19 protein-coding genes and 3 pseudogenes are annotated in these 22,264 nt (G+C 72.2%); 12 read left to right on the top strand and 10 right to left on the bottom strand.

Annotation, left to right across the window (positions count from 1 at the left end):
* Nucleotides 1–11: 11 nt before the first annotated feature.
* Nucleotides 12–878 carry an SAM-dependent methyltransferase gene (locus tag AB0903_RS01575; protein ID WP_366697820.1) on the top strand — a complete coding sequence of 289 codons (867 nt, stop codon included), beginning with the start codon at nt 12–14 and terminating at the stop codon, nt 876–878.
* 26 nt (nt 879–904) lie between these two features.
* On the opposite strand, the gene AB0903_RS01570 is transcribed toward AB0903_RS01575, so the two are convergent.
* The 5 genes and pseudogenes from AB0903_RS01570 to AB0903_RS01550 all read right to left on the bottom strand — a co-directional run bounded on the left by AB0903_RS01570 (nt 905) and on the right by AB0903_RS01550 (nt 5,621).
* Nucleotides 905–1,087, bottom strand: coding sequence for a hypothetical protein (locus tag AB0903_RS01570; RefSeq protein WP_366697818.1), 183 nt, complete (start codon nt 1,085–1,087; stop codon nt 905–907).
* Nucleotides 1,088–1,190: 103 nt separating this feature from the next.
* Nucleotides 1,191–1,757 carry a PadR family transcriptional regulator gene (locus AB0903_RS01565; protein WP_366697816.1) on the bottom strand — a complete coding sequence of 189 codons (567 nt, stop codon included), beginning with the start codon at nt 1,755–1,757 and terminating at the stop codon, nt 1,191–1,193.
* Between the two features lie 360 nt (nt 1,758–2,117).
* A pseudogene (locus tag AB0903_RS01560) lies at nt 2,118–2,331 on the bottom strand (transcriptional regulator); the annotation flags it as partial.
* 209 nt (nt 2,332–2,540) lie between these two features.
* Entirely contained in the window at nt 2,541–3,419 is an 879-nt protein-coding gene (locus AB0903_RS01555; RefSeq protein WP_366697814.1) for a septum formation family protein, read from the bottom strand.
* A 147-nt stretch (nt 3,420–3,566) separates the two neighbouring features.
* A complete protein-coding gene (locus AB0903_RS01550) occupies nt 3,567–5,621 on the bottom strand; it encodes an NADPH-dependent 2,4-dienoyl-CoA reductase (RefSeq protein ID WP_366697812.1) in 2,055 nt (684 codons plus the stop codon).
* Between the two features lie 910 nt (nt 5,622–6,531).
* Here AB0903_RS01550 and AB0903_RS01545 point away from each other — a divergent pair.
* From AB0903_RS01545 to AB0903_RS01525, 5 genes are all read left to right on the top strand, one after another.
* Entirely contained in the window at nt 6,532–6,696 is a 165-nt protein-coding gene (locus tag AB0903_RS01545) for a hypothetical protein (protein WP_366697810.1), read from the top strand.
* Nucleotides 6,697–6,739: 43 nt separating this feature from the next.
* The gene (locus AB0903_RS01540) at nt 6,740–7,531 is read left to right on the top strand and encodes a hypothetical protein (RefSeq protein ID WP_366697808.1); all 792 of its coding nucleotides are present in this window, start codon (nt 6,740–6,742) and stop codon (nt 7,529–7,531) included.
* A gap of 96 nt (nt 7,532–7,627) precedes the next feature.
* The gene (locus AB0903_RS01535; protein WP_366697806.1) at nt 7,628–8,776 is read left to right on the top strand and encodes an LLM class flavin-dependent oxidoreductase; all 1,149 of its coding nucleotides are present in this window, start codon (nt 7,628–7,630) and stop codon (nt 8,774–8,776) included.
* Entirely contained in the window at nt 8,773–9,387 is a 615-nt protein-coding gene (locus tag AB0903_RS01530; protein WP_366697804.1) for an FMN reductase, read from the top strand. The genes AB0903_RS01535 and AB0903_RS01530 overlap by 4 nt, the downstream gene beginning before the upstream one ends.
* A 45-nt stretch (nt 9,388–9,432) precedes the next feature.
* A complete protein-coding gene (locus tag AB0903_RS01525) occupies nt 9,433–9,879 on the top strand; it encodes a universal stress protein (RefSeq protein WP_366697802.1) in 447 nt (148 codons plus the stop codon).
* Nucleotides 9,880–10,043: 164 nt separating this feature from the next.
* On the opposite strand, the gene AB0903_RS01520 is transcribed toward AB0903_RS01525, so the two are convergent.
* The 3 genes from AB0903_RS01520 to AB0903_RS01510 form a co-directional block, all read right to left on the bottom strand.
* Nucleotides 10,044–10,901, bottom strand: a complete 858-nt coding sequence (locus AB0903_RS01520) for an ABC transporter permease (protein WP_366697800.1) — start codon at nt 10,899–10,901, stop codon at nt 10,044–10,046.
* Nucleotides 10,898–11,875 (bottom strand): ATP-binding cassette domain-containing protein, encoded by a 978-nt coding sequence (locus AB0903_RS01515; protein ID WP_366697798.1) that lies wholly within the window; start codon nt 11,873–11,875, stop codon nt 10,898–10,900. Before AB0903_RS01515 ends, AB0903_RS01520 begins: the two co-directional genes overlap by 4 nt.
* Nucleotides 11,876–11,993: 118 nt before the next feature.
* Nucleotides 11,994–12,398 (bottom strand): hypothetical protein, encoded by a 405-nt coding sequence (locus AB0903_RS01510; protein ID WP_366697796.1) that lies wholly within the window; start codon nt 12,396–12,398, stop codon nt 11,994–11,996.
* A 470-nt stretch (nt 12,399–12,868) separates the two neighbouring features.
* Here AB0903_RS01510 and AB0903_RS01505 point away from each other — a divergent pair.
* From AB0903_RS01505 to AB0903_RS01495, 3 genes and pseudogenes are all read left to right on the top strand, one after another.
* Nucleotides 12,869–13,024 (top strand): annotated as a pseudogene (locus AB0903_RS01505) (endonuclease/exonuclease/phosphatase family protein); the annotation flags it as partial.
* Between the two features lie 234 nt (nt 13,025–13,258).
* Nucleotides 13,259–13,528: a DUF2630 family protein gene (locus AB0903_RS01500; protein WP_366697794.1), complete on the top strand. Its 270-nt coding sequence runs from the start codon at nt 13,259–13,261 to the stop codon at nt 13,526–13,528.
* A 74-nt stretch (nt 13,529–13,602) separates the two neighbouring features.
* Nucleotides 13,603–15,564 (top strand): FUSC family protein, encoded by a 1,962-nt coding sequence (locus AB0903_RS01495; RefSeq protein WP_366697792.1) that lies wholly within the window; start codon nt 13,603–13,605, stop codon nt 15,562–15,564.
* 109 nt (nt 15,565–15,673) lie between these two features.
* Here the strand turns inward: AB0903_RS01495 and AB0903_RS01490 are convergent, their stop codons facing one another.
* Nucleotides 15,674–16,078 (bottom strand): RNA-binding S4 domain-containing protein, encoded by a 405-nt coding sequence (locus tag AB0903_RS01490; RefSeq protein ID WP_366697791.1) that lies wholly within the window; start codon nt 16,076–16,078, stop codon nt 15,674–15,676.
* A 204-nt stretch (nt 16,079–16,282) separates the two neighbouring features.
* On the opposite strand from AB0903_RS01490, the gene AB0903_RS01485 reads away from it, so the two are divergent.
* Both AB0903_RS01485 and AB0903_RS01480 read left to right on the top strand, forming a co-directional pair.
* Nucleotides 16,283–17,758, top strand: a complete 1,476-nt coding sequence (locus tag AB0903_RS01485; protein WP_366697789.1) for an APC family permease — start codon at nt 16,283–16,285, stop codon at nt 17,756–17,758.
* 98 nt (nt 17,759–17,856) lie between these two features.
* Nucleotides 17,857–18,816: a hypothetical protein gene (locus AB0903_RS01480; protein WP_366697787.1), complete on the top strand. Its 960-nt coding sequence runs from the start codon at nt 17,857–17,859 to the stop codon at nt 18,814–18,816.
* 159 nt (nt 18,817–18,975) lie between these two features.
* Here AB0903_RS01480 and AB0903_RS01475 read toward each other — a convergent pair whose 3' ends face one another.
* Nucleotides 18,976–21,039 (bottom strand): PhoX family protein, encoded by a 2,064-nt coding sequence (locus AB0903_RS01475; RefSeq protein WP_366697899.1) that lies wholly within the window; start codon nt 21,037–21,039, stop codon nt 18,976–18,978.
* A 286-nt stretch (nt 21,040–21,325) separates the two neighbouring features.
* Between AB0903_RS01475 and AB0903_RS01470 the strand changes: the two are divergent.
* Nucleotides 21,326–22,264, top strand: a pseudogene (locus tag AB0903_RS01470) (hypothetical protein); the annotation flags it as partial.

Genomic DNA, 22,264 nt, shown 5'->3' with positions numbered 1-22,264 from the left:
GAGAGCGCGCTGTGATCGACGACAAGCGGCCCGACGAGGTCGCGATACCGTACGACGTGCCGACCTCCGCACGGGCCTACGGGTGGATGCTGGGCGGGAAGGACAACTACGAGGTCGACCGCGCCTTCTGTCTCGCCACGCTGCCGGCGTTCCCGGAGTGCGTGGACATCGCCCGGCAGAACCGGCAGTTCCTCTTCCGGGCGGTCCGGTATCTGACGCAGGAGCTGGGGATCCGTCAGTTCCTGGACATGGGCTGCGGGCTGCCCACCGACGACAACGTGCACCAGGTGGCCCAGCGATTCGCGCCGGACGCGCGCGTCGTGTACGTGGACATCGACCCGATCGTGCTCGCGCACGGGCACGCGCTGCTCGCCGACAACGCGACGACGACCGTCATCACCGCCGACATGCGGGACCAGCAGTCGGTGCTCGACCATCCCGATGTGCGGCGGCTGATCGACTTCCAGGAGCCGGTGGCGGTGCTGTTCCTCTCCGTGGGGCACCACCTCGTCGACGGCGACGACCCGCGCCGGATCCTGCGCACGGTCCTCGACCGGGCGGCGCCGGGAAGCTGCGTCGGCTTCTCGCACGTCGTGTGCGACGACCCCGTCCGCGGCGCCGAGATGACCGCGCACATCTCGTCCAGCGGCATCCCCTGGCAGACGCGGACCCCGGCCGAGGTCGACGCGCTGGTGGAGGGGCTGGTGCCGGTGGAGCCCGGGCTGGTCGATCTGGCCGACTGGCGGCCCGATCCGGACCAGCCGCCGCTCGCCCCGGTGCATCCGGACCTGGTGCCCTACCTCGGGGCCTCGAAGAGCGACAAGGGCGACAAGGACCTCTACGAGTACGGCGGCATACTGCAGACGCCCCTGGCCTAGGCATGCCTGCCGGCCGGCGCGCGCCGTCAGGTCAGCGTGATGAACAGGCCGAGCGCCAGTACGGCGATTCCGCAGCCGTACAGGGCCGATGTCACGGAGCGGGCCTCCGCGGACGGGTCGGTGCCGCCGGCACGGGCCAGGCCCACGGCGGATTTCAGCAGCAGGGTGAGAGCGGCCGCACAGCAGACCGCGATCAAGGAGTCCGTCACGCGGCGACGATCTCACGGGTCGTCAGGCAGCGCATCTCGGGGCGGTCCGATCATACGTTTCGGGACGGTCGTCGGGTGATGCGCCTGCGGGACGGGCGTCAGGTCACGTGTCTCGGGGCGGCTCGGCGCCGCCGGCCGGGGCGGAGAGTTCGGCGAGCGTGTCCGCCAGCCACTTCGTCCAGAAGGTCTCCAGTTCGATGCCGCCCCGCAGCACCACATGGCGCAGTCTGTCCTCCCTGCTCACCCGGCGCTCCGGCGGGAAGTCGCGTTCCTCGATCGCCAGGTACCCGGCCAACTGGGTGCGGTGCAGCTCCAGATGGCGTACGAGCTCCACCTCCATGTCCGCGCCGCCCACCACCGCCGCCGCGCGCAGCCGCAGCAGCAGGGGGTCGCGGATCTGCCGGGGGTCCTCGGGGCGGGTGACCCAGGCCGCCAGTTCCTCCCGGCCGGCGGGCAGAACCTCGTAGTCCTTCTTCTGGCCCCGGGTCGGCTGCTCGGACGGCAGGGCCCGGATGTGGCCCGCCTGTTCGAGTTTGCCCAGTTCGCGGTAGATCTGCTGGTGTGTGGCCGACCAGAAGTAGCCGATCGACTTGTCGAAGCGGCGGGTCAGCTCCAGACCCGAAGAGGGTTTCTCGAGCAGGGCCGTGAGGATCGCGTGGGGCAGGGACATGGCCGCATCGTAGGACCCGTGTCGCGCGCGGGGCCCCGGCGCCTCCGCCGGAACCGGTGGCAGCGCACCGGGGCGGCGGCGCGGCGGCGGACGCGGGCGGGCCGGGGCCGGGAAGGCGTTGTGCCCGGGGGTTGCAGCGGGGCGCCGGGGCCGCGCTCCGGACCGGGCGCACCGGCGGACGCGGCCCCGTAGACCGCGCTTACGGCGTGCGCACCCGCCCATGGGGGCCGGCACACCCTCGTTTTCCGGACACCGCTTCCTCCTCATATCGGCGTCGGAGGCGGATTTCGCGCTCCCGTTCAAGCTGGAGCGCTGGCGCAGCCCTTTCCAAAGGGACGCCGTCGAGCGTTGACCGACCCGTCAACGCGGGTTCAGGGCACGCCGGGCGGAGTTGATGACGTTGTGGGCGCCGGCCCCGTACCCGGCCGACTCGCCGAGGGTCCTCCAGACCTTCGCGTACAAGGCGACGTTGTCGGCGTCGTCCAACCACAGCTCGGCGTGCCAGTTCCTCCGCGACCACCAGGCGGTCATCAAGGACCCAGAAACCGTTGGCGGTCACGATCTTGACGGAGGCCCCCCGGCCGGGGCATAGGCGGTCGTGGGGTCTGCGTCGCTCTCCCTGGACACAGGAGACCGCCCCGGGTCTCGGTGCCCGGGGCGGTTTCCTGCGCGGCGGGAGGGCCGTCCGTGGGCTCAGGCCCCGATGGCCACCCGGAACCGGATCGGAGCCAGAGCGGCTCCCCCGGAAAGAGGTGTGGACGCGCCCCACGGGCGGGTGCGGCGTCAGCCCGCCCAGAACTCAGCCTCGTCGGCCGGGACGGTGGTGGCCAGCCCCAGTTCCTTGCGGGCAGCGACCGTCTTGTTCGGGTCGATACCGGTGACGGCCGGGTCGTAGGCGATGTAGAACGCGTCGGCGTCGGCCGCGTTCGCGGCCTTGTTCCACTCGGCGGCGGTCTTCTCCAGCCGGCCGCGGAGCTTGCCCGTCTCCGTGCCGTCGATGCCCTCGAGACCCTTGACGTGCGCGTCGAGGGCGGCGGCGACGGCCTTCGCCTGCGCCTTGTAGCCGTCCAGGTCGTCCTCGACGGACCCCGTCTCGGGCTGGGTCGTCCACAGGGCCTGGTACACGGCGTTGGAGCCCTTCAGGTACTCGGCCTGCCCGGGCTTCGCGTCGTCGGCCTTCAGGGAGCCGCTGAACGTGCCCTTCTCCTTGGTGTACGTGCAGCTCACGGCGCGGTCGCCGGTCGCCCAGCTCTCCTGGGTCGGGGTGTAGTAGAGGATGCCGACGCCCTGCGGGAGGGCCCAGGTGTCCGGGGCGAACTTCTGGGCCTCGGCCGGGCACCGCTCGTCGGCGACCGCCCAGATCGCGTCGTTGCCGGGGAACGCCTTGGCTTCGTCGAGCTTGAACTCGCCGACGACCTGGGCCTGGTGGGGCTCTTCGCAGGGCACCACCTCGATGGCGAACGTCTCGCCCTCGGCCTCCTTGCCGTTCGGGTTGTAGCAGTCCCCGATACCGAGCGAGAACACCGAACGCTGGCGGGCCACCTTCTTGGCACCGTCCTTGGCGCTGTCGACTACTTCCGAGCACCCCACCGCGCCGACCGCGAGCAGGGCGACGGCGGCGGATATGCCGCGCAGGGGACGGGACGGGGTGCGCAGGGCCATGACGGTACGTCCTCTTACGTAATTCTTATGAATGTCGTGCGCATGGTATGCCACCCGCCTGACCGGTTCATGACCGGATATGAACGGCCGGGAGGGCGGCGCGCACGCGCCGCCCTCCCGTTCACCCGCCCCCGGCGGGGCCCGGACTCACAGGGTGGCCGCCAGGCGGGTGCCCTGGTCGATGGCGCGCTTCGCGTCCAGCTCGGCGGCCACGTCCGCGCCGCCGATCAGGTGGACCGTACGGCCCGCCTCGGCCAGCTCCTCGTGGAGCGAGCGCTGCGGCTCCTGGCCGGTGCAGAGCACCACCGTGTCGACGGGGAGGACGGACGCCGTGCCGTCGACGGTCAGGTGCAGGCCCTCGTCGTCGATCCGGTCGTACGTGGCACCGGCCGTCATGGTCACACCGCGGTGCTTGAGCTCCGTGCGGTGGATCCAGCCCGTCGTCTTCCCGAGCCCGGCGCCGACCTTGCTCGTCTTGCGCTGGAGGAGGTGCACGGTGCGGGGCGGGGCCGGGCGCACGGGCTTCGTCAGCCCGCCGGGGCCCGCGTACTCCATGTCGACGCCCCACTGGCGGAAGTACGTCTGCGGGTCCAGGCTCGCACCCTCGCCACCGTCGGTGAGGAACTCGGCGACGTCGAAGCCGATACCACCGGCGCCGATGACGGCGACCCGGTCGCCGACGGGCGCGCCGTCGCGCAGGACGTCGAGGTAGCTGACGACGCTGGGGTGGTCGATGCCGTCGATCGCGGGTGTCCTCGGCGTGACACCGGTGGCGACGACGACCTCGTCGAAGTCGGCGGCCGGCAGGTCGCCGGCGGTGACACGTACACCGAGACGAAGGCGGACGCCGTGCTCCTCCAGCTGCGTGCGGTAGTAGCGCAGCGTCTCGTCGAACTCCTCCTTGCCCGGGATCCGCTTGGCGACGTTCAGCTGGCCGCCGATCTCGTCGGCGGCGTCGAACAGGGTCACGTCGTGGCCGCGGCCGGCCGCGGAGACCGCGCAGGCGAGCCCGGCCGGTCCGGCGCCGACGACCGCGACGCGCTTCTTCAACCGGGTCGGTGCGAGGACGAGTTCGGTCTCGTGGCAGGCGCGCGGGTTGACCAGGCAGGAGGTGATCTTGAGGCTGAACGTGTGGTCCAGACACGCCTGGTTGCAGCCGATGCAGGTGTTGATGGTGTCGGGGCGGCCGGCCCGGGCCTTGGCCACGAACTCGGGGTCGGCGAGGAACGGGCGGGCCATCGAGACCATGTCGGCGCGGCCGTCGGCGAGCACCTGTTCGGCGACCTCGGGGGTGTTGATGCGGTTGCTGGTCACCAGCGGCACCGAGACGGCGCCCATCAGCTTCTTGGTCACCCAGGTGTACGCGCCGCGCGGCACGGACGTCGCGATGGTGGGGATACGGGCCTCGTGCCAGCCGATACCGGTGTTGATGATCGTGGCACCGGCCGCCTCGATCTCCTTGGCAAGGGCGACGACCTCTTCGAGGGAGGAGCCGCCGGGCACCAGGTCCAGCATGGAGAGCCGGTAGATCAGGATGAAGTCGTCTCCGACCGCCTCGCGGGTGCGGCGGACGATCTCCAGGGGCAGCCGGGTGCGGTTCTCGTAGCTGCCGCCCCAGCGGTCGGTGCGGTGGTTGGTGGCGCTCGCGATGAACTCGTTGATGAAGTAGCCCTCGGAGCCCATGATCTCGACGCCGTCGTAGCCGGCCGACCTGGCGAGGACGGCCGCGCGGACGAAGTCGCCGATCGTCTCCTCGATCTCGGCGTCGGTCAGGGCGTGCGGGACGAACGGGCTGATGGGGGCCTGGATCGCGCTGGGGGCGACGAGGTCCCGGTGGTACGCGTACCGGCCGAAGTGGAGGATCTGCATGGCGATCCTGCCGCCCTCCGCGTGCACGGCGTCGGTGACGACCCGGTGCCGGTCGGCCTCGTCCTCTGTGGTGAGCTTGGCACCGCCCTCGTAGGGGCGGCCGCGGTCGTTGGGGGCGATGCCGCCGGTGACGATGAGGCCGACGCCGCCGCGGGCGCGCTCCGCGTAGAAGGCCGCCATCCGCTCGAACCCGCGCTCCGCCTCCTCGAGGCCGACGTGCATGGAGCCCATCAGGACGCGGTTGGGCAGCGTGGTGAACCCGAGGTCGAGGGGGCTCAGCAGATGCGGGTACGGCGCCGGCCCGGCCGTGGTGGTGCTCGTACTCGTCGTCATCGGTGCCTCCTCGCACGGGGGTGTCGACTGAAGTTCTAGCGGGCCGACCCCACCTTGTGCAACAAAGTGCAAAATGATTCGCACCACAGATCGCCACCGGTAGGACAAATGTGCTGATCAGCCATACGGGTGATCCTGGCCATAGGACCGCGACCCGGGCCTCTACCGTGACGTCGTGGCGGGATGGCAGCACGTGAGCGCACTGGGTGTCGCGGCGGTTCTCGGAGCACAGGGGGCCGGCGTCGTGGCCCCGTCATCCGGGGAGGCCGCAGGAGCCGGGCGGGCGGAAGCATCGGTCACCACTGTCGCCACCACGCACGCCGGAGCGCCGGACACCGCGCCCGTCGGGGCCTCGGTGATCACACCCACCGGCACACCGGTCGCCGCGCACGCCGGGGCATCGACCACGGAAGCCGCGCACGCCGGGGGATCGGCCACGGGAGCTTCGGCCACCGCGGCATCGACCACAGGAGCCGCACACGCCGGAGGATCGACCACGAAAACGTCGGCCACCGCGGCCGGGTGGGGACCGGAGCCCGGGCCGAGCCCGGCGGCGCCCGTCCTGTCGCTATCGGTTTCCGTGTCGGCAGCCGTGCCCTGGCCGGCCCGGGTCACGGTCTGCGTGACCGTCGGCGCCGGACACTGTCCGCCGCCGCCTTCCTGCCCCACACCCCCGCCGACGCCCCCCGGTCCGGAGCCGCCGCCACCGGCGCCGTCACCTCCGGCGCCGTCACCTCCGGCGCCCGGCACGCCGCCGGCCGCGCCACCCACCCCCTCGCCTCCCCCCGCACCGCCTTCCCCCACCCCGCCGCCACCGCCCGCCGCGCAGGCCGGCCCGCCTGCCCCGCCCCCGCCGTCTCCCGAGCCGCCGGCACCCGCGCCGCCCGCCGCCGCGCCGCCGCCGGAGCGCGTGCAGGCCGTCGCCATCCGCACCTACCGGCCCGTGACGCGCGCACCCAAGCCCACGGGCACACCGCTCACCGTCCTGATGCTGGTCACCACGATTCCGGCCGTACTCGCCGCTGCCCTGCTGCGTCCCCGCTCGCAGTCCGCCGCGCGGCGCGGCCGCGCCTGACCCGCCCACACAGCCCACCGACCCCCACACACCGGAGACCCTCATGTCCGAATGGCTGGTCCTGGCCATCGTGATGGCCGCCGCCTGCGCCGTCGTCCTCGTCGTCACGGTCCTCAGCCAGCGCGTGCAGCGCACGACGGCGGCGGCCGGCCTCGACGAGCGGGAGGCGCCGGAGACCCCGGACGTCCTCGAGTACATGGTGATGATGGTCGGGGTCGTGTACGCGATCGTGCTCGGCCTCGCGATCGCCGGCGTCTGGGAGGCGCGCGGAGCGGCGCAGGACGCCGTACGTACGGAGGCGCAGGCGCTGCACGAGGTCACCCAGCGGGCGCAGGTCTATCCGGCCGACTTCCGTGAACGGCTCCGTACGGACATCGACACGTACGTCGCCGAGGTCGTCGAGGCGGAGTGGCCTCGGATGGTCGAGCAGCAGGAGCTGTCGTCGCGCGGGACGGAGCTGCTGGCGGCGGTACGCACCGGCGTCGCGGAGCGGGAGCCGAAGAACGAACTGGAGGCGCAGGCATACCAGCCGATGCTCGACCAGGTGGCCGCCGCCGAGGACGCGCGCAACGCGCGTGCGGCGGGCGCGGAGGAGACGCTGCCGGGCATCGTGTGGTTCGGGCTGATCAGCGGGGCCGTCGTGACGATCGGGCTGATCTTCACCATGCAGATCGGCCGCACGTTCCGCGAGCTGCTGCTCGCGGGGCTCTTCAGCGCGCTGATCGCCTTCCTGCTCTTCCTGGTGTGGGACTTCGACGCGCCGTTCGGCCGCTCCGGCTCCGAATCGGCGGACGCGTTCCGCCAGCTCTTCCCGGGGGCGACCGGCATGGGATGAGCGCTGCCGCTCGGCGTGGGAACAGCGGCGCGGGCGCGACGGTTGAGCGATACAGTTAATTAAACGTTCAACCACCACCCTGGGAGGTGAGCCGCCATGCAGTTCGGCATCTTCACGGTCGGCGACGTCACGCCCGACCCGACCACCGGTCGCACGCCGAGCGAGCACGAGCGCATCAAGGCGACGGTCGCCATCGCCCGCAAGGCGGAGGAGGTCGGCCTCGACGTCTTCGCGACCGGCGAGCACCACAACCCGCCGTTCGTCCCGTCGTCCCCGACCACCCTCCTCGGCCATGTGGCGGCCCTGACCGAACGGATCACCCTCTCGACCTCGACCACACTGATCACCACCAACGACCCGGTGAAGATCGCCGAGGACTACGCGTACCTCCAGCACCTCGCCGACGGCCGTGTCGACCTGATGACGGGCCGCGGCAACACCGGGCCGGTCTACCCGTGGTTCGGCAAGGACATCCGCGAGGGCATGGCGCTGGCCATGGAGAACTACGCGCTTCTCCACAGGCTGTGGAGAGAGGACGTCGTCGACTGGGAGGGGAAGTTCCGTACGCCGCTGCAGGGCTTCACCGCGACCCCGCGGCCGCTGGACGGTGTCCCGCCGTTCGTCTGGCACGGCTCCATCCGGTCCCCCGAGATCGCCGAACAGGCCGCGTACTACGGCGACGGCTTCTTCCACAACAACATCTTCTGGCCGATGTCCCACACCCGGCGGATGGTCGAGCTCTACCGGCGCCGGTACGCCCACCACGGCCACGGCGCCCCCGAGCAGGCGATCGTCGGGCTGGGCGGCCAGGTCTTCATGCGGGCGAACTCGCAGGACGCGGTCCGGGAGTTCCGGCCGTACTTCGACAACGCGCCGGTCTACGGGCACGGGCCGTCCCTGGAGGACTTCACCGAGCAGACGCCGCTGACCGTCGGCTCCCCGCAGCAGGTCGTCGAGCGGACGCTCGGCTTCCGCGACGCGGTCGGCGACTACCAGCGCCAGTTGTTCCTGATGGACCACGCGGGACTGCCGCTGAAGACGGTCCTCGAACAGCTCGACATCCTCGGCGAGCAGGTCGTACCGGTGCTGCGCGAGGAGTTCGCGAAGCTGCGGCCCGCCGGGGTCCCCGAGACCGCGCCGGCGCACCCCGCCACCCTCGCTCGTGACAGGGGCCGCGACACCGACGGAAGCAGTGGGCGGGCCACGGAGGGGACCACCGACCGGGACACCGAGGAGACCTCATGACGCAGACGTCCGCCCCCGTGAATTTCGTGGTCGTCTCGGCCGGCCTGGGGGTTCCGTCCTCCAGCCGGCTACTGGCCGACCGGATCACCGAGTCCGTGCGCCGTGAACTCGCGGGCACGGACCGCGAGGTGAAGGTCACGGTCGTCGAGCTGCGTGACCTCGCCGTGGCCATCGCCAACAACCTGGTGACCGGCTTCCCGGCCGGGCCACTGGCCGACGCGATCGACGCGGTGACCGGCGCGGACGGGCTGATAGCGGTGACGCCCGTGTTCACCGCCTCGTACAGCGGCCTGTTCAAGTCGTTCTTCGACCTGATCGAGCCCGACGCGCTCACCGGCACGCCGGTGCTCATCGCGGCGACCGGCGGCACCGCCCGGCACTCTCTCGTGCTGGAGCACGCGCTGCGGCCGCTCTTCGCCTACCTGCGGGCCCTCGTCGTGCCGACCGCCGTGTACGCGGCGTCCGAGGACTGGGGCGGCACGGGCGACTCGATGACGGCCGCCCTGCCCGACCGCATCGCCCGCGCGGGCGCCGAACTCGCGGCCCTGATGGTCGCGCCGGGCACCGGCGGGCCTCGCCGGGACACGGCCACCGCGGACCTGTTTGCGTAGATTTACGTAGGCTGGCAACGAGCTACAGCTACGGAGGTGGCGGGAATGGCGGACAACGCAGCCGCGGGCAGGATCGTCGTCGGCGTCGACGGCTCCGAGCCGTCGATCAGGGCTCTGCGCTGGGCGGCGCGGCAGGCCGGGCTGACCGGGGACTCCCTGGAGGCCGTCATCAGCTGGGAGTATCCGGCAGCCGGCTGGGCCACCCTGGTCGCCGCCGTCCCGGCCGACTTCGACCCGCAGAAGGTGGCGGCCCGAGTGCTGGACGAGACCCTGGAGCAGACGCTCGGCGACGAGGCGGCCGCCGTCGCCCGCACGGTCCTGATCGGCAATCCGGCGCAGGCCCTGATGGACCGGTCGGAGGGCGCGTCACTGCTGGTGGTGGGTGACCGCGGCTACAGCGGCTTCAAGGCGGCCCTGCTCGGCTCGGTCGGCCTCCACCTGGCCCAGCACGCCCCCTGCCCGGTCGTCGTGGTCCGCGGCACCACGACCTGACGCCCGGCCCGGCAGGTCCGTACCCACCTGTCGGGCGGGCCTCCGGCCTGCGAAGGCGCCCCCGGGCCGCCGACTCCCGGCCTGCCAGGGTGCCCCGGGCCGCCGATCCTGGCCGGCGAGTGCCCGGGGGCCACCGAGGCACCCTCCCCATGGCCGGCGCGCAGTCACTTGCGGTTGTAGAGGCGCATCGTGATCGAGCCGAATGCGACCACGAGCAGCGCCGACCAGCCCAGTGACCAGGCGATGTCCGCCGCAGGCCAGTCACCCGCCATCAGTTCCCGGACCGCCGTGGCAACGTGGGTGACGGGCTGGTTGTTGACGAACGCCTGGAGCCAGCCCGGCATGGTGCTCGGGTCGACGAACACGTTGCTGAGGAACGTCATCGGGAAGATGATCATCATGCTGACGCCCATGACCGACTTCTCGGTGCGCAGCAGCAGGCCGAACATCGTCCAGATCCAGGAGAACGCGAACGAGAAGACCAACAGCAGGGCGACCCCGAGAGCGATGCCGACCGGCCCGCCGTCGGGGCGATAGCCGATGAGCAGGCCGACCGACAGCATCACGGCCGAGGCGATGAGATAGCGGACGACGTCACCCAGGAGGTAGCCGACCATCGGCGCCGGTCGCCAGATCGGCAGCGTACGGAACCGGTCGAAGACGCCCTTGGAGATGTCGTTGTTGACGGCCACGCCCGTGTACATGGTGATCATCACGACGCTCATGGTGAGGATGCCCGGCAGCAGGAACTGCACGTACGCGTCGACGGAGCCGGCGATCGCGCCTCCGAAGAGGTACGTGTACATCAGGACCATCATGATCGGGAACGCCGTCACGTCGAAGAGCTGCTCCGGCACATGCTTGATCTTGAGCATGGCCCGCCAGCCGAAGGTCAGTGACGCCGACCACGCCGTGGGCCGCGCCGGCCGGTCCGTGGCCACCAGAAGCGAGGCGAGGTCCTCCGTCCGCGGCGCTTCGAGTTCGAGGTCACCGGGCTCCTTGGCGGTGGTCGCGGTCGTCATGCCGCCTCCCCCTTCTTGTCGGTCAGGGCGAGGAACACCTCGTCCAGGCTGGGCTGGCCCAGCGCGAAGTTGTCGACGGTGATGCCGGAGCGGGCCAGTTCGGCCAGCGCGTGCGCCGCCTGCTCGGCCGCTCCGCGTTCGGTGCCGTGTCCGCCCACCCGGGCCGTGAGGGCGACCGGGTCGGCGTCCAGGAGCACCTCCGCGCCCAGCGCGGCGGCCAGCACCCGCTCGGCCTCGGGCCGCTGCTCGGCGTCGCGCAGCCGCAGATGCACGGCCCCGGAGCCGACGGACGCCTTCAGCTCGCCCTTCGTGCCCTCCGCGATCACCTTTCCGTGGTCGATCACGGCGACACGGGAGGCGAGCTGGTCGGCCTCGTCGAGATACTGCGTCGTCAGCAGCACGGTCGTCCCCTGCGAGACGACGGCTCGGACGATGTCCCAGACCTGGTTGCGGCTGCGCGGGTCGAGGCCGGTGGTCGGCTCGTCGAGGAACAGCAGGTCCGGGGTGTTGAGGATGGACGCGGCGATGTCGATGCGGCGCCGCATGCCTCCCGAGTAGTTCTTCACCTGCTTGTCGGAGGCGTCGCGCAGCCCGAACGCCTCCAACAGCTGGGCCGCCCGCTCGCGGGCGGCCCGCTTGTTGTGACCGAGCAGCCGGCCGAGGAGGACCAGGTTCTCCGTGCCGGTCAGGTCCTCGTCGACCGAGGCGTACTGCCCGGTGAGGCTGACCCTGCCGCGGACCGCGTCGGCGTCCTTCTGCACGTCCTTCCCGAAGACGCGGGCCTCGCCGGCGTCGGGCCGCAGCAGCGTGGCGAGCATCCGGACGGTGGTCGTCTTGCCGGCCCCGTTCGGACCGAGCACGCCGTAGACCGTCCCGGCCGGTACCAGGAGGTCGACGCCGTCCACGGCACGGTTGTCACCGAAGACCTTCACCAGCCCGCTGGTCTCGACTGCCGGATCTGTCGCTGTACTCATCGTCCGTTCGCCCGTCCCTCGGTTCCTTCTCGCCGTCCGTGCAAGTACAGACGGGATCCGAGGCCCGAAGTAATCGGTCGGGACGGCACCGGTGTCACTCCTCCTGTCACTCCCGCTGTCACTCCCGCGTGTAGAAGAAGTAGAAGACCGCGGCGCCCAGGCCCACGCCCACGGCGATCCCGATCGCCGCGGATCTCAGGACACTGCCGTCGGCCAGGCTGGTCATGAAACCGATGACCACGGCGGTCAGCGCCCCGTAAGCTGCCGCGCGCGCCTCGCGCGGCAGCCTGTGCTGGACACGGCCCAGGCCGAAGGCCAGGCCCGCGACGACCACCGCGGTGACCACGCCCAGGAGCCACTGGCCGCCGGTCGCGACGCCGCCCTCCTCGACCCGTCTGATGACGGCGGCCCAGATGCCGAAGGTCAGGCCCAGCGTGACGGGCAATGCCCAGGCGAGTGGGCTGTGATGCCGTGATTCGCGCGTCCGGCGCCGCCGGTGCGACATCGCTGCGTGTGCGGCCATGGCAGAGGCTCCTTCCCTGTCCCCCGCGCCCCCTCTTCAGGGCACACCAGCACGCCGCCGCGGGCAAGTCCTGGGACCGCGCGCCTGGGGCCGGGCACGGCGTGCCGCCGCCGGTACACCTGCGGCCGGGCACGGCGCGCCGCGTAGGCGCTCCCAACGGATCGGCCCGGCCCCGCGTCTCTCTCAGGACAGACCCGCGTCTCACTCAGGACAGAGGAGACAGGCGGACACACGGGCGGACGCGCAAACGGGGAGACACCACACGTGGAAGCCGGTGGGAACGGGACGACCCGGGCGAGGGCGCACCGCACCGGACACGGCGGCGGGCGGCCCGCCGAGCTGCTGCCCGTCGTCCCCGAGGGCCGTCGCCGCATGCGGTGCCGCGGACTCGGACGATGTCACGCCCGTACCGCGACTGCCGGCTTTCCTGCCTGGCTGCTGGTGCCCGCGGGAGCCGCCCTGCTGCTTCCTCCTGGCCGGCGGAGCTGAGCGGGCCGCTGGGCACACAGATCGATCACGTGCTGGTCAGCGCGGACTCTGCGGTACGCGGGGCCCGCTTTCTCGGCCTTCCCGACACCGACCACCGGTCGCTGCTCGTGGACCTGGAGCTGCACGATGTGCGCTGACGGCCCGCACGCGCGAGAGTCGAGCGAGAGCACCGCGAACCGAGACGGAGCAGTGCGAACCGAGACGGAGCAGTGCGAACCGAGCACCGAACGACGAGAACCGAGCGCCGAGTACTGCGCACCGAGTACTGAACCGAGCACCGAGTCCTGAACCGAGCACCGGGCACTCGGCGCGCCGCGCAAGAGAAGCCGGCACGAGCACCGGCACGAGAAACCGGCACCGGAGCGGACGCCATGGACCACGAGCAGCACAACGCGAAGGTCGACGAGCAGATCATCGACAACATCGGCAACCTCGTCGCGGAGGAGCGCGCTCTGCGTGACCGCTCCACCGGACAGCAGGGCCTGGGCCCCGACGAGCAGGCCCGGCTGCGCGAGCTGGAGATCCAGCTCGACCAGTGCTGGGACGTGCTGCGGCGGCGCCGGGCCAAGGCCGAGGTCGGCGAGGACCCCGGCACGGTGAAGGAACGGCCCGCGGACGAGGTGGAGAACTACCGCAGCTGAGCGGGGCGGGCCCCGCCCGGGCGCGGCCGCCGCGGGGCTTGCGCGCGACGGTCCGTTCGGGGTCTCTTGATCCCATGGCACGACGTGAGGGCGGCATCGGGGGGCACACAGGACGCCTGACCCCGCCGGACTGGCTGACACACGGGTTGCGGCCCCAGCCGACACCCGTCCCCAAGGCCGCAGTCGGCCGTGCGGCCGTCGCACTGGCCGCGCCGCTGGCCGTGGGACTGGCCGCCGGACGCCCCGAGTACGGGGCGCTCGTGTCGATGGGTGCCCTGGCCGGCGTCATCGGCGACACCGCCGACGCCTACCGGATGCGTCTGCTGAACATCGCCGTGCCGCAGTTCTTCGGCGCGGTCGGGGTCACCCTCGGCACCCTGGTGTACGGAGAGGGCTGGGCCGCCGTGGGTGCGCTCACCCTCGTCGCGCTCGTGTCCGGCATGATCTCCTCGATCGGTGCGGTGGCCTCCGTGTCCGGGCTGCTGCTCCTGCTGAACGCCGTGGTCGGAGCGGGACTCCCGATGCCGGGGCCTTGGTGGAAGGCCCCGCTGCTGCTCTCGCTCGGCGGACTGTTCGTCCTCTTCCTCACCCTGCTCGGCTGGCCGCTGCGGGCACGGGTGCCCGAACAGTCGGCCGTCGCCGCGACATACCGCGCCGCCGCCGACCTGCTGGCCGCGGCGGGCACGGCCGACTACGACGAGCGCCGACAGGAGGTCACCCGGTCGCTCAACACCTCGTACGACCTGATCCTGGCCCGGCGGGCCCGTGACCACGGGCGCCGCAGCCCGCTGGTGCAGCTGCTCGCCCAGCTCAACGTGGTCATCCCGCTGGTCGAGGCGGCCGCCGCCGCCCACCGGTACGGGCGGGCCTCCCGCCGGCCGGAGATCGCCGCCGCGGCACGCGAGCTGGCCACGTCCGTGGAGCAGCGCCGCGGCACCGCGCCCGAGCTCGTCCTGCCCGAGCCCGAGGGTCCCGCCGACCGTGCCGTGAACAGCGCGCTGCGGCACGCGTCGACGGTCGTCCACGACGCGGGCCTCGACCCCGCGGTCATGGACGACCGGCTCGGCCGGCCGGCCTCGCTCGGCGTCCGGGCGCGAAGCGCCGTGCGCACCATGCTGCTGTCGGAGCCGTCGTGGCGCTACGGGCTGCGACTCGCGCTCTGCATCGGGCTGGCGCAGACCCTGGTGTCCCTCGTACCGGTGACTCGCTCCTACTGGGTGGCTCTCACCGTCACGTTCGTCCTCAAGCCCGACTTCGGTTCGGTGTTCTCCCGCGCGGTGCTCCGGGCGTTCGGCACGGCGGCGGGCCTGCTGGTGGCGGCCGCCGTGCTCTCGGCCGTCGAACGGGGCTGGTGGGACGTGCCGGTCATGATGGTGCTCGCGGCGCTGATCCCGGCGTTCTCCGTGAAGGGCTACGCCTTCCAGACGGCGGCGATCACGCCGGTGATCCTGATGCTCTCCGACGTCCTCAACCACGAGGGCTTCCATCTGGTGCTCCCGCGGCTGGTGGACAGCCTTCTGGGCTGCGCGATCGCCCTGGTGGCCGGCTATCTGCTGTGGCCGGAGAGCTGGCACGCCCGGGTCGGGGACCGGCTCGCGCAGTGCGTCGAGGACACGGCCGGCTATGTGGCGTGCGCGTTCGGCGACCTGGACCACGCGGCGCGGGCGCGGGCCCGGCGGCGGATCTACCGGGACCTGTCCTCGGTGCGGTCGGAGTTCCAGCGGGCCCTGACCGAGCCGCCGCCGACCGGGAGACGGGCCGCGGCCTGGTGGCCGCTGGTCGTGGCCGTCGAGCGGATCGTGGACGCGACGACGGCTGCCCGGGTCCGCGTCGATCACGGGGCGGAGCCGCCCCGGCCGGATGAGATCGCCGGTATCGAGCGGCAACTGCGCGAACTGGCGGACGGACTGCGCTCGAGCGACGTGCTGGTGGAGGTGCGGGCGGACCTGCCGGGCGACGAGGAGGGCGTGCTGGCACCGCTGCGGCAGGAGGTCAGGGCGGCGCGAGCGATCGCGTCGCCCGCGCCGGGGCGCTGAGGACGGCCGGGGCGGAGACCCGAGCCGGAGTTCACGGCACGGAAGGGGTGCGGGGCGGAGACCCGCGCAACGGATCGGGGCCGGGGCCCGGTTACGGGGCCGCCTCGCGTCAGCTCTTCGGCCGCCCGCCGTGGAGCCGCTCCAGCTCGCGCCGGTCGCGCTTCGTGGGGCGGCCGGCCCCCCGGTCGCGTACCGCCGCCGGGGCCGTGAACTCCTTGGGCGGGGGCGGCGGGGTGTTGTCCACGTACGCCTGAGCCGCGACCGGCGGGCCGACCCGCTTGCGCAGGATCTGCGACACGACCACGATGCGCTCGCGCCCCGCGTGGAAGATGCGCACCTGGTCCCCGACGCGCAGCGACTGGGCGGGTTTCACGCGGTCACCGTTGACACGAACATGTCCCGCGCGGCAGGCCGCGGAAGCCTGCGAGCGGGTCTTCGTGAGCCGTACGGACCAGATCCAGACGTCGACCCGTACGGACCCCTCGCCTGTCGCGGACGCTCCCTCTGCAGCCATGCCTCCGACTCTACGACCCGGCGCCCGTGTCGCGCCCGTACAGGCACGTGCGGGTGGGGCGGGCCCCCTGCCCCTCACCGGAGCGCACACATCCGACTACGATGCGCACGATCCCCCACGACGGAGGCGCTCCCTCCGCATTCCGCCAACCCCCTTCGAAGCGCCGTCAGCTTCCGTGCGGCGCAAGGGCATTCGGAGACTTCCATGCGCAGCAGCTCCGGCAGAGGGCTTCGGCCAGGTGTCCTCGGGACCTTCGACACCGCCGTCATGGCCGTGGCGGGCACCGCCCCCGCCTATTCGATCGCGGCCACCACGGCCGTACTCGTCGCCACGGTCGGGCTCGCGGGACCCGCCGCGCTGCTGTACTGCGCGATACCCATGCTCGGCATCGTCCTGGCCTTCGGCCGGCTCGGCCGCATCGACGTCAACGCGGGCGCCGCGTACTCCTGGGTCGGGCGGACCCTCCACCCGTTCCTCGGTTTTCTCTCCGGGTGGGCGCTGGTGGTCTCGACGACGATCTTCATGGTGGCGGGCACGCTGCCGGCGGGCTCGATGACGCTGGCGCTCTTCGATCCGGTCCTCGCCCAGAACACGGTTCTCGCGACGGCCGTAGGCGCGGCCTGGTTCCTCGCGATGCTCCTCGTCGTCCTGGGCGGCGTCCGGCTGACCGTGCGCGCCCAACTCCTGCTGTCGGGCGCGGAGATGGTGATCCTCGTCCTGTTCATCGGGGCCGCTCTGCTGCACGGTGGAGCCGCCGTCGCCTTCGACTGGTCGTGGTTCGGCTTCTCCCACTTCCAGGGGACGGCGGGCTTCGCCGCCGGGGCGCTGGTCGCCACCTTCTACTTCTGGGGCTGGGACGTCACCGGCAACCTCAGCGAGGAGACCCGGGACAGCCACCGCACCCCGGGGCTCGGCGCGCTCATCGGTGTGGGTGTCGTCTTCCTGCTGTTCGAGGCGTTCACGATCGCCGTCAACGTCGTCCTGACGTCCGGGGAGATCCGGGCCGCCGGATCGAACGTGCTGTCCGTTCTGGGTACCGCCGTCTGGCCCGGCGTCGGCGGCAAGCTGCTTGTCGTGGCGGTGCTGCTGTCGACCGTGGCGACGCTGGAGACCACGCTGATCCAGGTCACCCGCTCGCTGTTCGCGATGGGCCGTGATCGTACGATGCCCGCCTCGCTGGGCCTGGTCCACCCGCGGTGGAAGACACCCTGGGTGGCCGTCACGGTGGTCGGGGCCGTCGCCCTCGCCATGTTCGTGGCGTCCACGGCGCTCGGCTCCGCCGGTGACGTCGTCGCCGCGGCGGTCTCCGCCATAGGTCTCCAGATCGCCTTCTACTACGGGCTCGCCGGGATCGCCGCCGTCGTCGCGTACCGCAGGATGCTGCTGACCTCCGTGCGCGACTTCGTCCTCGGCGGCGCGTGGCCGCTGGTCGGCGCACTGTTCATGCTCTGGGTCTTCTTCGAGTCGCTCGGTGGGCTCGGCGGCGCGTCGATCGCGATCGGCCTCGGCGGTCTCGCCTCCGGACTCGTGCCGATGATCGTCTACTGGCGGCGCGGCAGCGCGTACTACCGGCCGGCCAGGCTGGACGCGTCCTGTGCGGTCGTGCCCGGCGGCGGCCACGGGGAGCGCGGCCCGCACGGCGGGGACTACGCCGACAAGGCGCTGGCCACGGACTTCTGAGCACCACCACGTCACCACGCCCGCACGGACCGGCGCCCGTACGCCGGCCACCCGGGAACGCCAGCCGCACGCTTGCACCGCCGAGGGAAGTGCCGCACATGGCCGTACGCCGCCGATTCGTACCCGACTTCGATCCCGCCTTCGGGGACCGGCCGCTGGCCGACGCCTTGCACGACATCGCCATCGGCAGGTGGCAGGGCGTGCGTGACCTGCTGCGCGACACGGCCGACGACTGGTCGCTGCGCACCCACAGGATCCGGCTGCTCGCCCACGCCGCGGCCGGTTCCGCCGCGGCCGAGAGCTGGCGGGCGGCGGAGCCGTCGTGCCCGGACGCGGCGGTCCTGGGCGCGGCGACCGAGGTGGTGCGCGTCTTCCAGCGGGCGATCGCCGCCGGCCGGGGCGCGGGCACCGACCGTACGCGGCTGGACGCCGCCGTCGCGGCCTGCCGCACCGCCGCCGATGCCCACCCGGCCGACCCGATGCCGTGGGTGTCGCTGCTGACGGTGGCCCGTCTCTACCAGGACGGGGTGCCCAGACGAGAACTGCGGGGCTGGTGGGACGAGATGCGCCGACGCGACCCGTACAACGTCGAGGGCCATGTGCAGCTGCTGCGCTACCACTCGGCGCGCTGGCACGGCACCCACGGCAGGATGTACGACTTCGCCCGGGACGCGGCCGGGGCGTCACCGCCCGGATCACCGCTGCCGGTGCTGGTGCAGATCGCCCGGGCCGAGGAGTACCGGTACGTCGCCGGTGAGGCGCAGGGGCGGGTGGTGCGCGGTTTCGACCAGCACTGGAAGCACGAACTGGCGATCACGGAGATCCGCCGCACCTGGGAGCGGTGGATCCTGTGGCGTACGGACGGGCTGCTCGCCCCGCAGGAGGTCGGCGAGCTCAATTACCTGGTCCACGCGGCCTGCCACGCGGGTCTGCGCCTGGAGGCGAGCGGGCTGTTCCGGCTGCTGGGCCGCCGCGCGGCGCACCTCCCGTGGGCCTACACGGGAGACGCGGCGGAGCAGTTCGCGAGGTGGCGCGCGCAGATGGACGCCACCTCGTGAACCCGTGCATCACGCCGCCTCGTGAACCGGTGAACGACGAGGCTTCGTGAACCCGTGCATCACGCCGCCTCGTGAACCGGTGAACGACGAGGCTTCGTGAACCCGTGCATCACGCCGCCTCGTGAACCGGTGGCTCGCGCCACCGCGTGAACCCGTGCATCACGCGCCGATGTCGCGGCCGTCCTTGCGGTACACGGCGACAACCGCCGGGCGGACCATCCGGCCCGGTCCGTCGGGCCAGGCGCTGGCGGGCTTCTCCGCGGACGCCCCGTCGACCTCGCCCGGGTGCTGCACGGCCACCAGGACACGGCGGTCCTGGATGATCGGGCCGCAGGTCTCCGCGCCGGTCGGCACGGTCAGGAACTGCTTGAGCTCACCGCGGCGCTCGCCGTGGGTCGCCACGCCGAACAGTCCGTCGTGCGAACCGAGCTTGTTGCCGTCCGTCGAGATCCACAGGTTGCCGTACGGGTCGAACGCGAGGTTGTCCGGGCACGAGATGGGGCTGACCTTGTCCTTCGGGTAGCCCGCGTAGTACGTGGCCGGGTCCTCCGGGTCGCCGGCGACCAGGAAGAGGCGCCACGCGAATCCGTCGGACGTCGGGTCGTCCCAGTGCTCGGCCAGCTCCAGGACCTGGCCGTGCTTGTTGAGGTTGCGCGGGTTGGCCTCGTCCGCGCTCGGATTGTCGCCCTTGCCGCGGTTGGTGTTGTTCGTGAGCGCGACGTAGACCCGGCCGGTGCGGGGGCTCGGCTCGACGTCCTCGGGGCGGTCCATCTTCGTCGCGCCGACCTTGTCGCCCGCGAGGCGGGTGAAGACGTACACCTCCTCGGCGGTCATGCCCGGCACGTGCGACACGTCGCCCGTCGCGAGCGGGATCCACACGCCGGAGCCGTCGAACTCGCCGTCGTTCGGGAGCTTGCCGGTGCCGTCGATCTCGCCCGGCGAGTCACCGGTGAGCTTGGCGACGTACAGGGTGCCCTCGTCGAGCAGCGTGCGGTTGTGCTCGCGCGCGGCGCTGCCGCGGCCCTTCTTCATCCGCTTCGAGGAGACGAACTTGTAGAAGTAGTCGAAGCGCTCGTCGTCGCCCATGTAGACGACCGGGCGGCCGTCGCCGGTGAGCCGGGGCTGCGCGGCCTCGTGCTTGAACCGGCCCAGCGCGGTGCGCTTGGCGGGCGTCGAGTCGGGGTCGTACGGGTCGAGCTCGACGATCCAGCCGTGGCGGTGGGGCTCGTTCGGCTCCTGCTTCACGTCGAAACGCTTGTCGAAACGCTCCCACTTGCGCTCGGTCGCGCCCGAGCCGATGCCGTAGCGCTTGTCCGTGGCGCTCGAGCCGTTCGCGAAGTACTGGTTGAAGTTCTCCTCGCCGGACAGGATCGTGCCCCACGGGGTGGTACCGCCGGCGCAGTTGTTGAGCGTGCCGAGCACGGTCCTGCCGGACCGGTCGGCGCTCGTGCGCAGCAGCTCGGAACCCGCGGCCGGGCCGGTCAGCTCGAACTCGCTCGTCGCCGTCAGACGGCGGTTGAGCGGGTGGCGGGTCACGGGGGAGAGCTTGCCGGAGCGGTGCTCCTCCTGGACCACGACGACGGACAGACCGTGGGCGGCCCAGGCGATCTCGACCTGCTCGCGGGTCGGGTTCTCGGAGTCGTAGCCCTTGAACATCAGGACCTCGTCCGCGTACTCGTGGTTCGCCACGAGCACCTGACGGCCGCGCTCACCCCGCAGGGGGAGGAGACTGAGGAAGTCGTTGTTGTAGCCGAACTGGCCCGCCTGTGCCTTGGCCGACTGGTTGTCCGGGTCGAAGGCAGGCGCGCCGCGGAGGATCGGCTCGCCCCACCCGATGACGACGCTGTGGGCGTAACCCTCGGGGACGGTGACCTTGTCGTCCGTGTTGGGAGCGACGGGCGCGAAGCGCAGACCGCGGGCGCCATCGGCCCTGCCGGGCCGGTGGCCGTGCCCGTGGCCGTGGCCGTGGCCGGGGTGGGCCTCGGCCGGGGTCGCACCCTGTACGACCGCACCGCCGGCCGCGGCGGCCACGGTCACGACCGCGGCGGCGCGTATCATCGAGCGGCGCGACAGGGCGCTCGCGATGACGTCACCGACGTACTCGTTGTCACTGGTGTTGGGGACCTCGTGGAAGCAGGCGTCGCCGCAGCGGTAGCGGCAGGTGAGGGCAGAGCGTCCGCCCACGTGCGGAGTCGTGTTCAACAGCGGCAGCAGTTTGCGCACTTCGTCCTCCTTCGGCGCAGCCTGCGCCGACATGGTGTCGGAATCATTTCCGGCCATGACGTTATGTGCGCACATGTGCACGGCGGCGGACGCCGGATGAACGACGAATGAATGCGGCGCGGATGGGACGCGGTTGGGGCACGGTCGGGGCGTGTGCGCGGCACAGGAGGGTGCCCTCCCCGAGGGCGGGCCGGGTGGCCGCTAACCTTACGTGTCCGCCCTGGCCTGTGATGCCCGGGCAGGAGCGGACACTCACCGCACTCAACTCATGCGAAAGGTCTCGACCATGAGTATTCGGAGCTTGCTGCGCAAGGTGTTCGGACGCGACCGTGCTGAGCGTAACGAGTCGGCGGCAGCCTCCGTCCCGGCCCAGACCGAGCGCACGGAACCGGCCACGGACACGTCGTCCGACGCGTCCGTGGCCGCATCCGCGTCCGCGTCCGCGTCCGCCAAGGGCTCGGAGGGCTCGAAGGGCTCGAACGCGACGGTGCCCTCGCAGGCTCCGTCGGAGCGGGTGTCGGACCTGGTCTCCGCGGCCTTCGACAACCCGTCGCCGCGCACCACGCCCTCGGTCCCGCCGCAGGCCGACCGCACCACGTCGCGCCCCGCCGAGGCGGAGACGAAGGCGAAGACGGAGACGGAGACGAAGGCGCCTGAGGTGTCGGCCGACGCGCCGGTCGCGAACGACGACACGCACGACGACACCAACGACGGCGCGGCCGTCGCGGCCGAGACCGCCTCGGACGAGCCCGGGGCCGATGCCCCGGAGCCGCAGGCCGGGGAGCCCGTGGCGGACACCCCCGCTGCGAAGACCCCCGCGCCCGGGACACCGGCCCCGGAGGCGGCTGTCGCGAGCGCCACGTCCGCGTCCGAGTCCGATGTGGCCGATGTGACCGAGGACCGCAGCTCGATCACGGCCGAGACCGACGCGCCGTCCACAGCGGACGCCCCCGCGGCGGACACGCCCCCGGTCGAGTCCGCCCCCGTCACCGATGGCACGCCCGCCTCTGACGACGCTCCTCGGGCCACAGAGCCCGCCAGGGCGGACACGCCTCCGGCCGACACCCCCGTCGTCGCCGAGGACGCACCGGAGGCGACCACCCCCGCCGGGGACGACGCGCCCCAGGGCGAGGCCCAGGAGACCAGCGCCTCCAGGGACGACGCACCCGTCGTCCAGGACCCGCCGGCAAACGCCGCCACCTCGGAGGCCGCGCCCCTGGCCGAC

Origin of the sequence: Streptomyces sp. NPDC048389 (assembly GCF_040706335.1) — a bacterium.
Taxonomy (GTDB): Bacteria; Actinomycetota; Actinomycetes; order Streptomycetales; family Streptomycetaceae; genus Streptomyces.
The sequence above is the reverse complement of the archived record's forward strand: the minus strand, read 5'-3'. Positions and strand labels throughout refer to the sequence as shown.

What these genes read in the sequence shown, in the direction of transcription:
- AB0903_RS01565 (WP_366697816.1), bottom strand. Translation starts at nt 1,757, where the DNA reads ATGTCCCTGCCCCACGCGATCCTCACGGCCCTGCTCGAGAAACCCTCT.
- AB0903_RS01555 (WP_366697814.1), bottom strand. Translation starts at nt 3,419, where the DNA reads ATGGCCCTGCGCACCCCGTCCCGTCCCCTGCGCGGCATATCCGCCGCC.
- AB0903_RS01550 (WP_366697812.1), bottom strand. Translation starts at nt 5,621, where the DNA reads ATGACGACGAGTACGAGCACCACCACGGCCGGGCCGGCGCCGTACCCG.
- AB0903_RS01540 (WP_366697808.1), top strand. Translation starts at nt 6,740, where the DNA reads ATGTCCGAATGGCTGGTCCTGGCCATCGTGATGGCCGCCGCCTGCGCC.
- AB0903_RS01535 (WP_366697806.1), top strand. Translation starts at nt 7,628, where the DNA reads ATGCAGTTCGGCATCTTCACGGTCGGCGACGTCACGCCCGACCCGACC.
- AB0903_RS01530 (WP_366697804.1), top strand. Translation starts at nt 8,773, where the DNA reads ATGACGCAGACGTCCGCCCCCGTGAATTTCGTGGTCGTCTCGGCCGGC.
- AB0903_RS01525 (WP_366697802.1), top strand. Translation starts at nt 9,433, where the DNA reads ATGGCGGACAACGCAGCCGCGGGCAGGATCGTCGTCGGCGTCGACGGC.
- AB0903_RS01520 (WP_366697800.1), bottom strand. Translation starts at nt 10,901, where the DNA reads ATGACGACCGCGACCACCGCCAAGGAGCCCGGTGACCTCGAACTCGAA.
- AB0903_RS01515 (WP_366697798.1), bottom strand. Translation starts at nt 11,875, where the DNA reads ATGAGTACAGCGACAGATCCGGCAGTCGAGACCAGCGGGCTGGTGAAG.
- AB0903_RS01510 (WP_366697796.1), bottom strand. Translation starts at nt 12,398, where the DNA reads ATGGCCGCACACGCAGCGATGTCGCACCGGCGGCGCCGGACGCGCGAA.
- AB0903_RS01500 (WP_366697794.1), top strand. Translation starts at nt 13,259, where the DNA reads ATGGACCACGAGCAGCACAACGCGAAGGTCGACGAGCAGATCATCGAC.
- AB0903_RS01495 (WP_366697792.1), top strand. Translation starts at nt 13,603, where the DNA reads ATGGCACGACGTGAGGGCGGCATCGGGGGGCACACAGGACGCCTGACC.
- AB0903_RS01490 (WP_366697791.1), bottom strand. Translation starts at nt 16,078, where the DNA reads ATGGCTGCAGAGGGAGCGTCCGCGACAGGCGAGGGGTCCGTACGGGTC.
- AB0903_RS01485 (WP_366697789.1), top strand. Translation starts at nt 16,283, where the DNA reads ATGCGCAGCAGCTCCGGCAGAGGGCTTCGGCCAGGTGTCCTCGGGACC.
- AB0903_RS01480 (WP_366697787.1), top strand. Translation starts at nt 17,857, where the DNA reads ATGGCCGTACGCCGCCGATTCGTACCCGACTTCGATCCCGCCTTCGGG.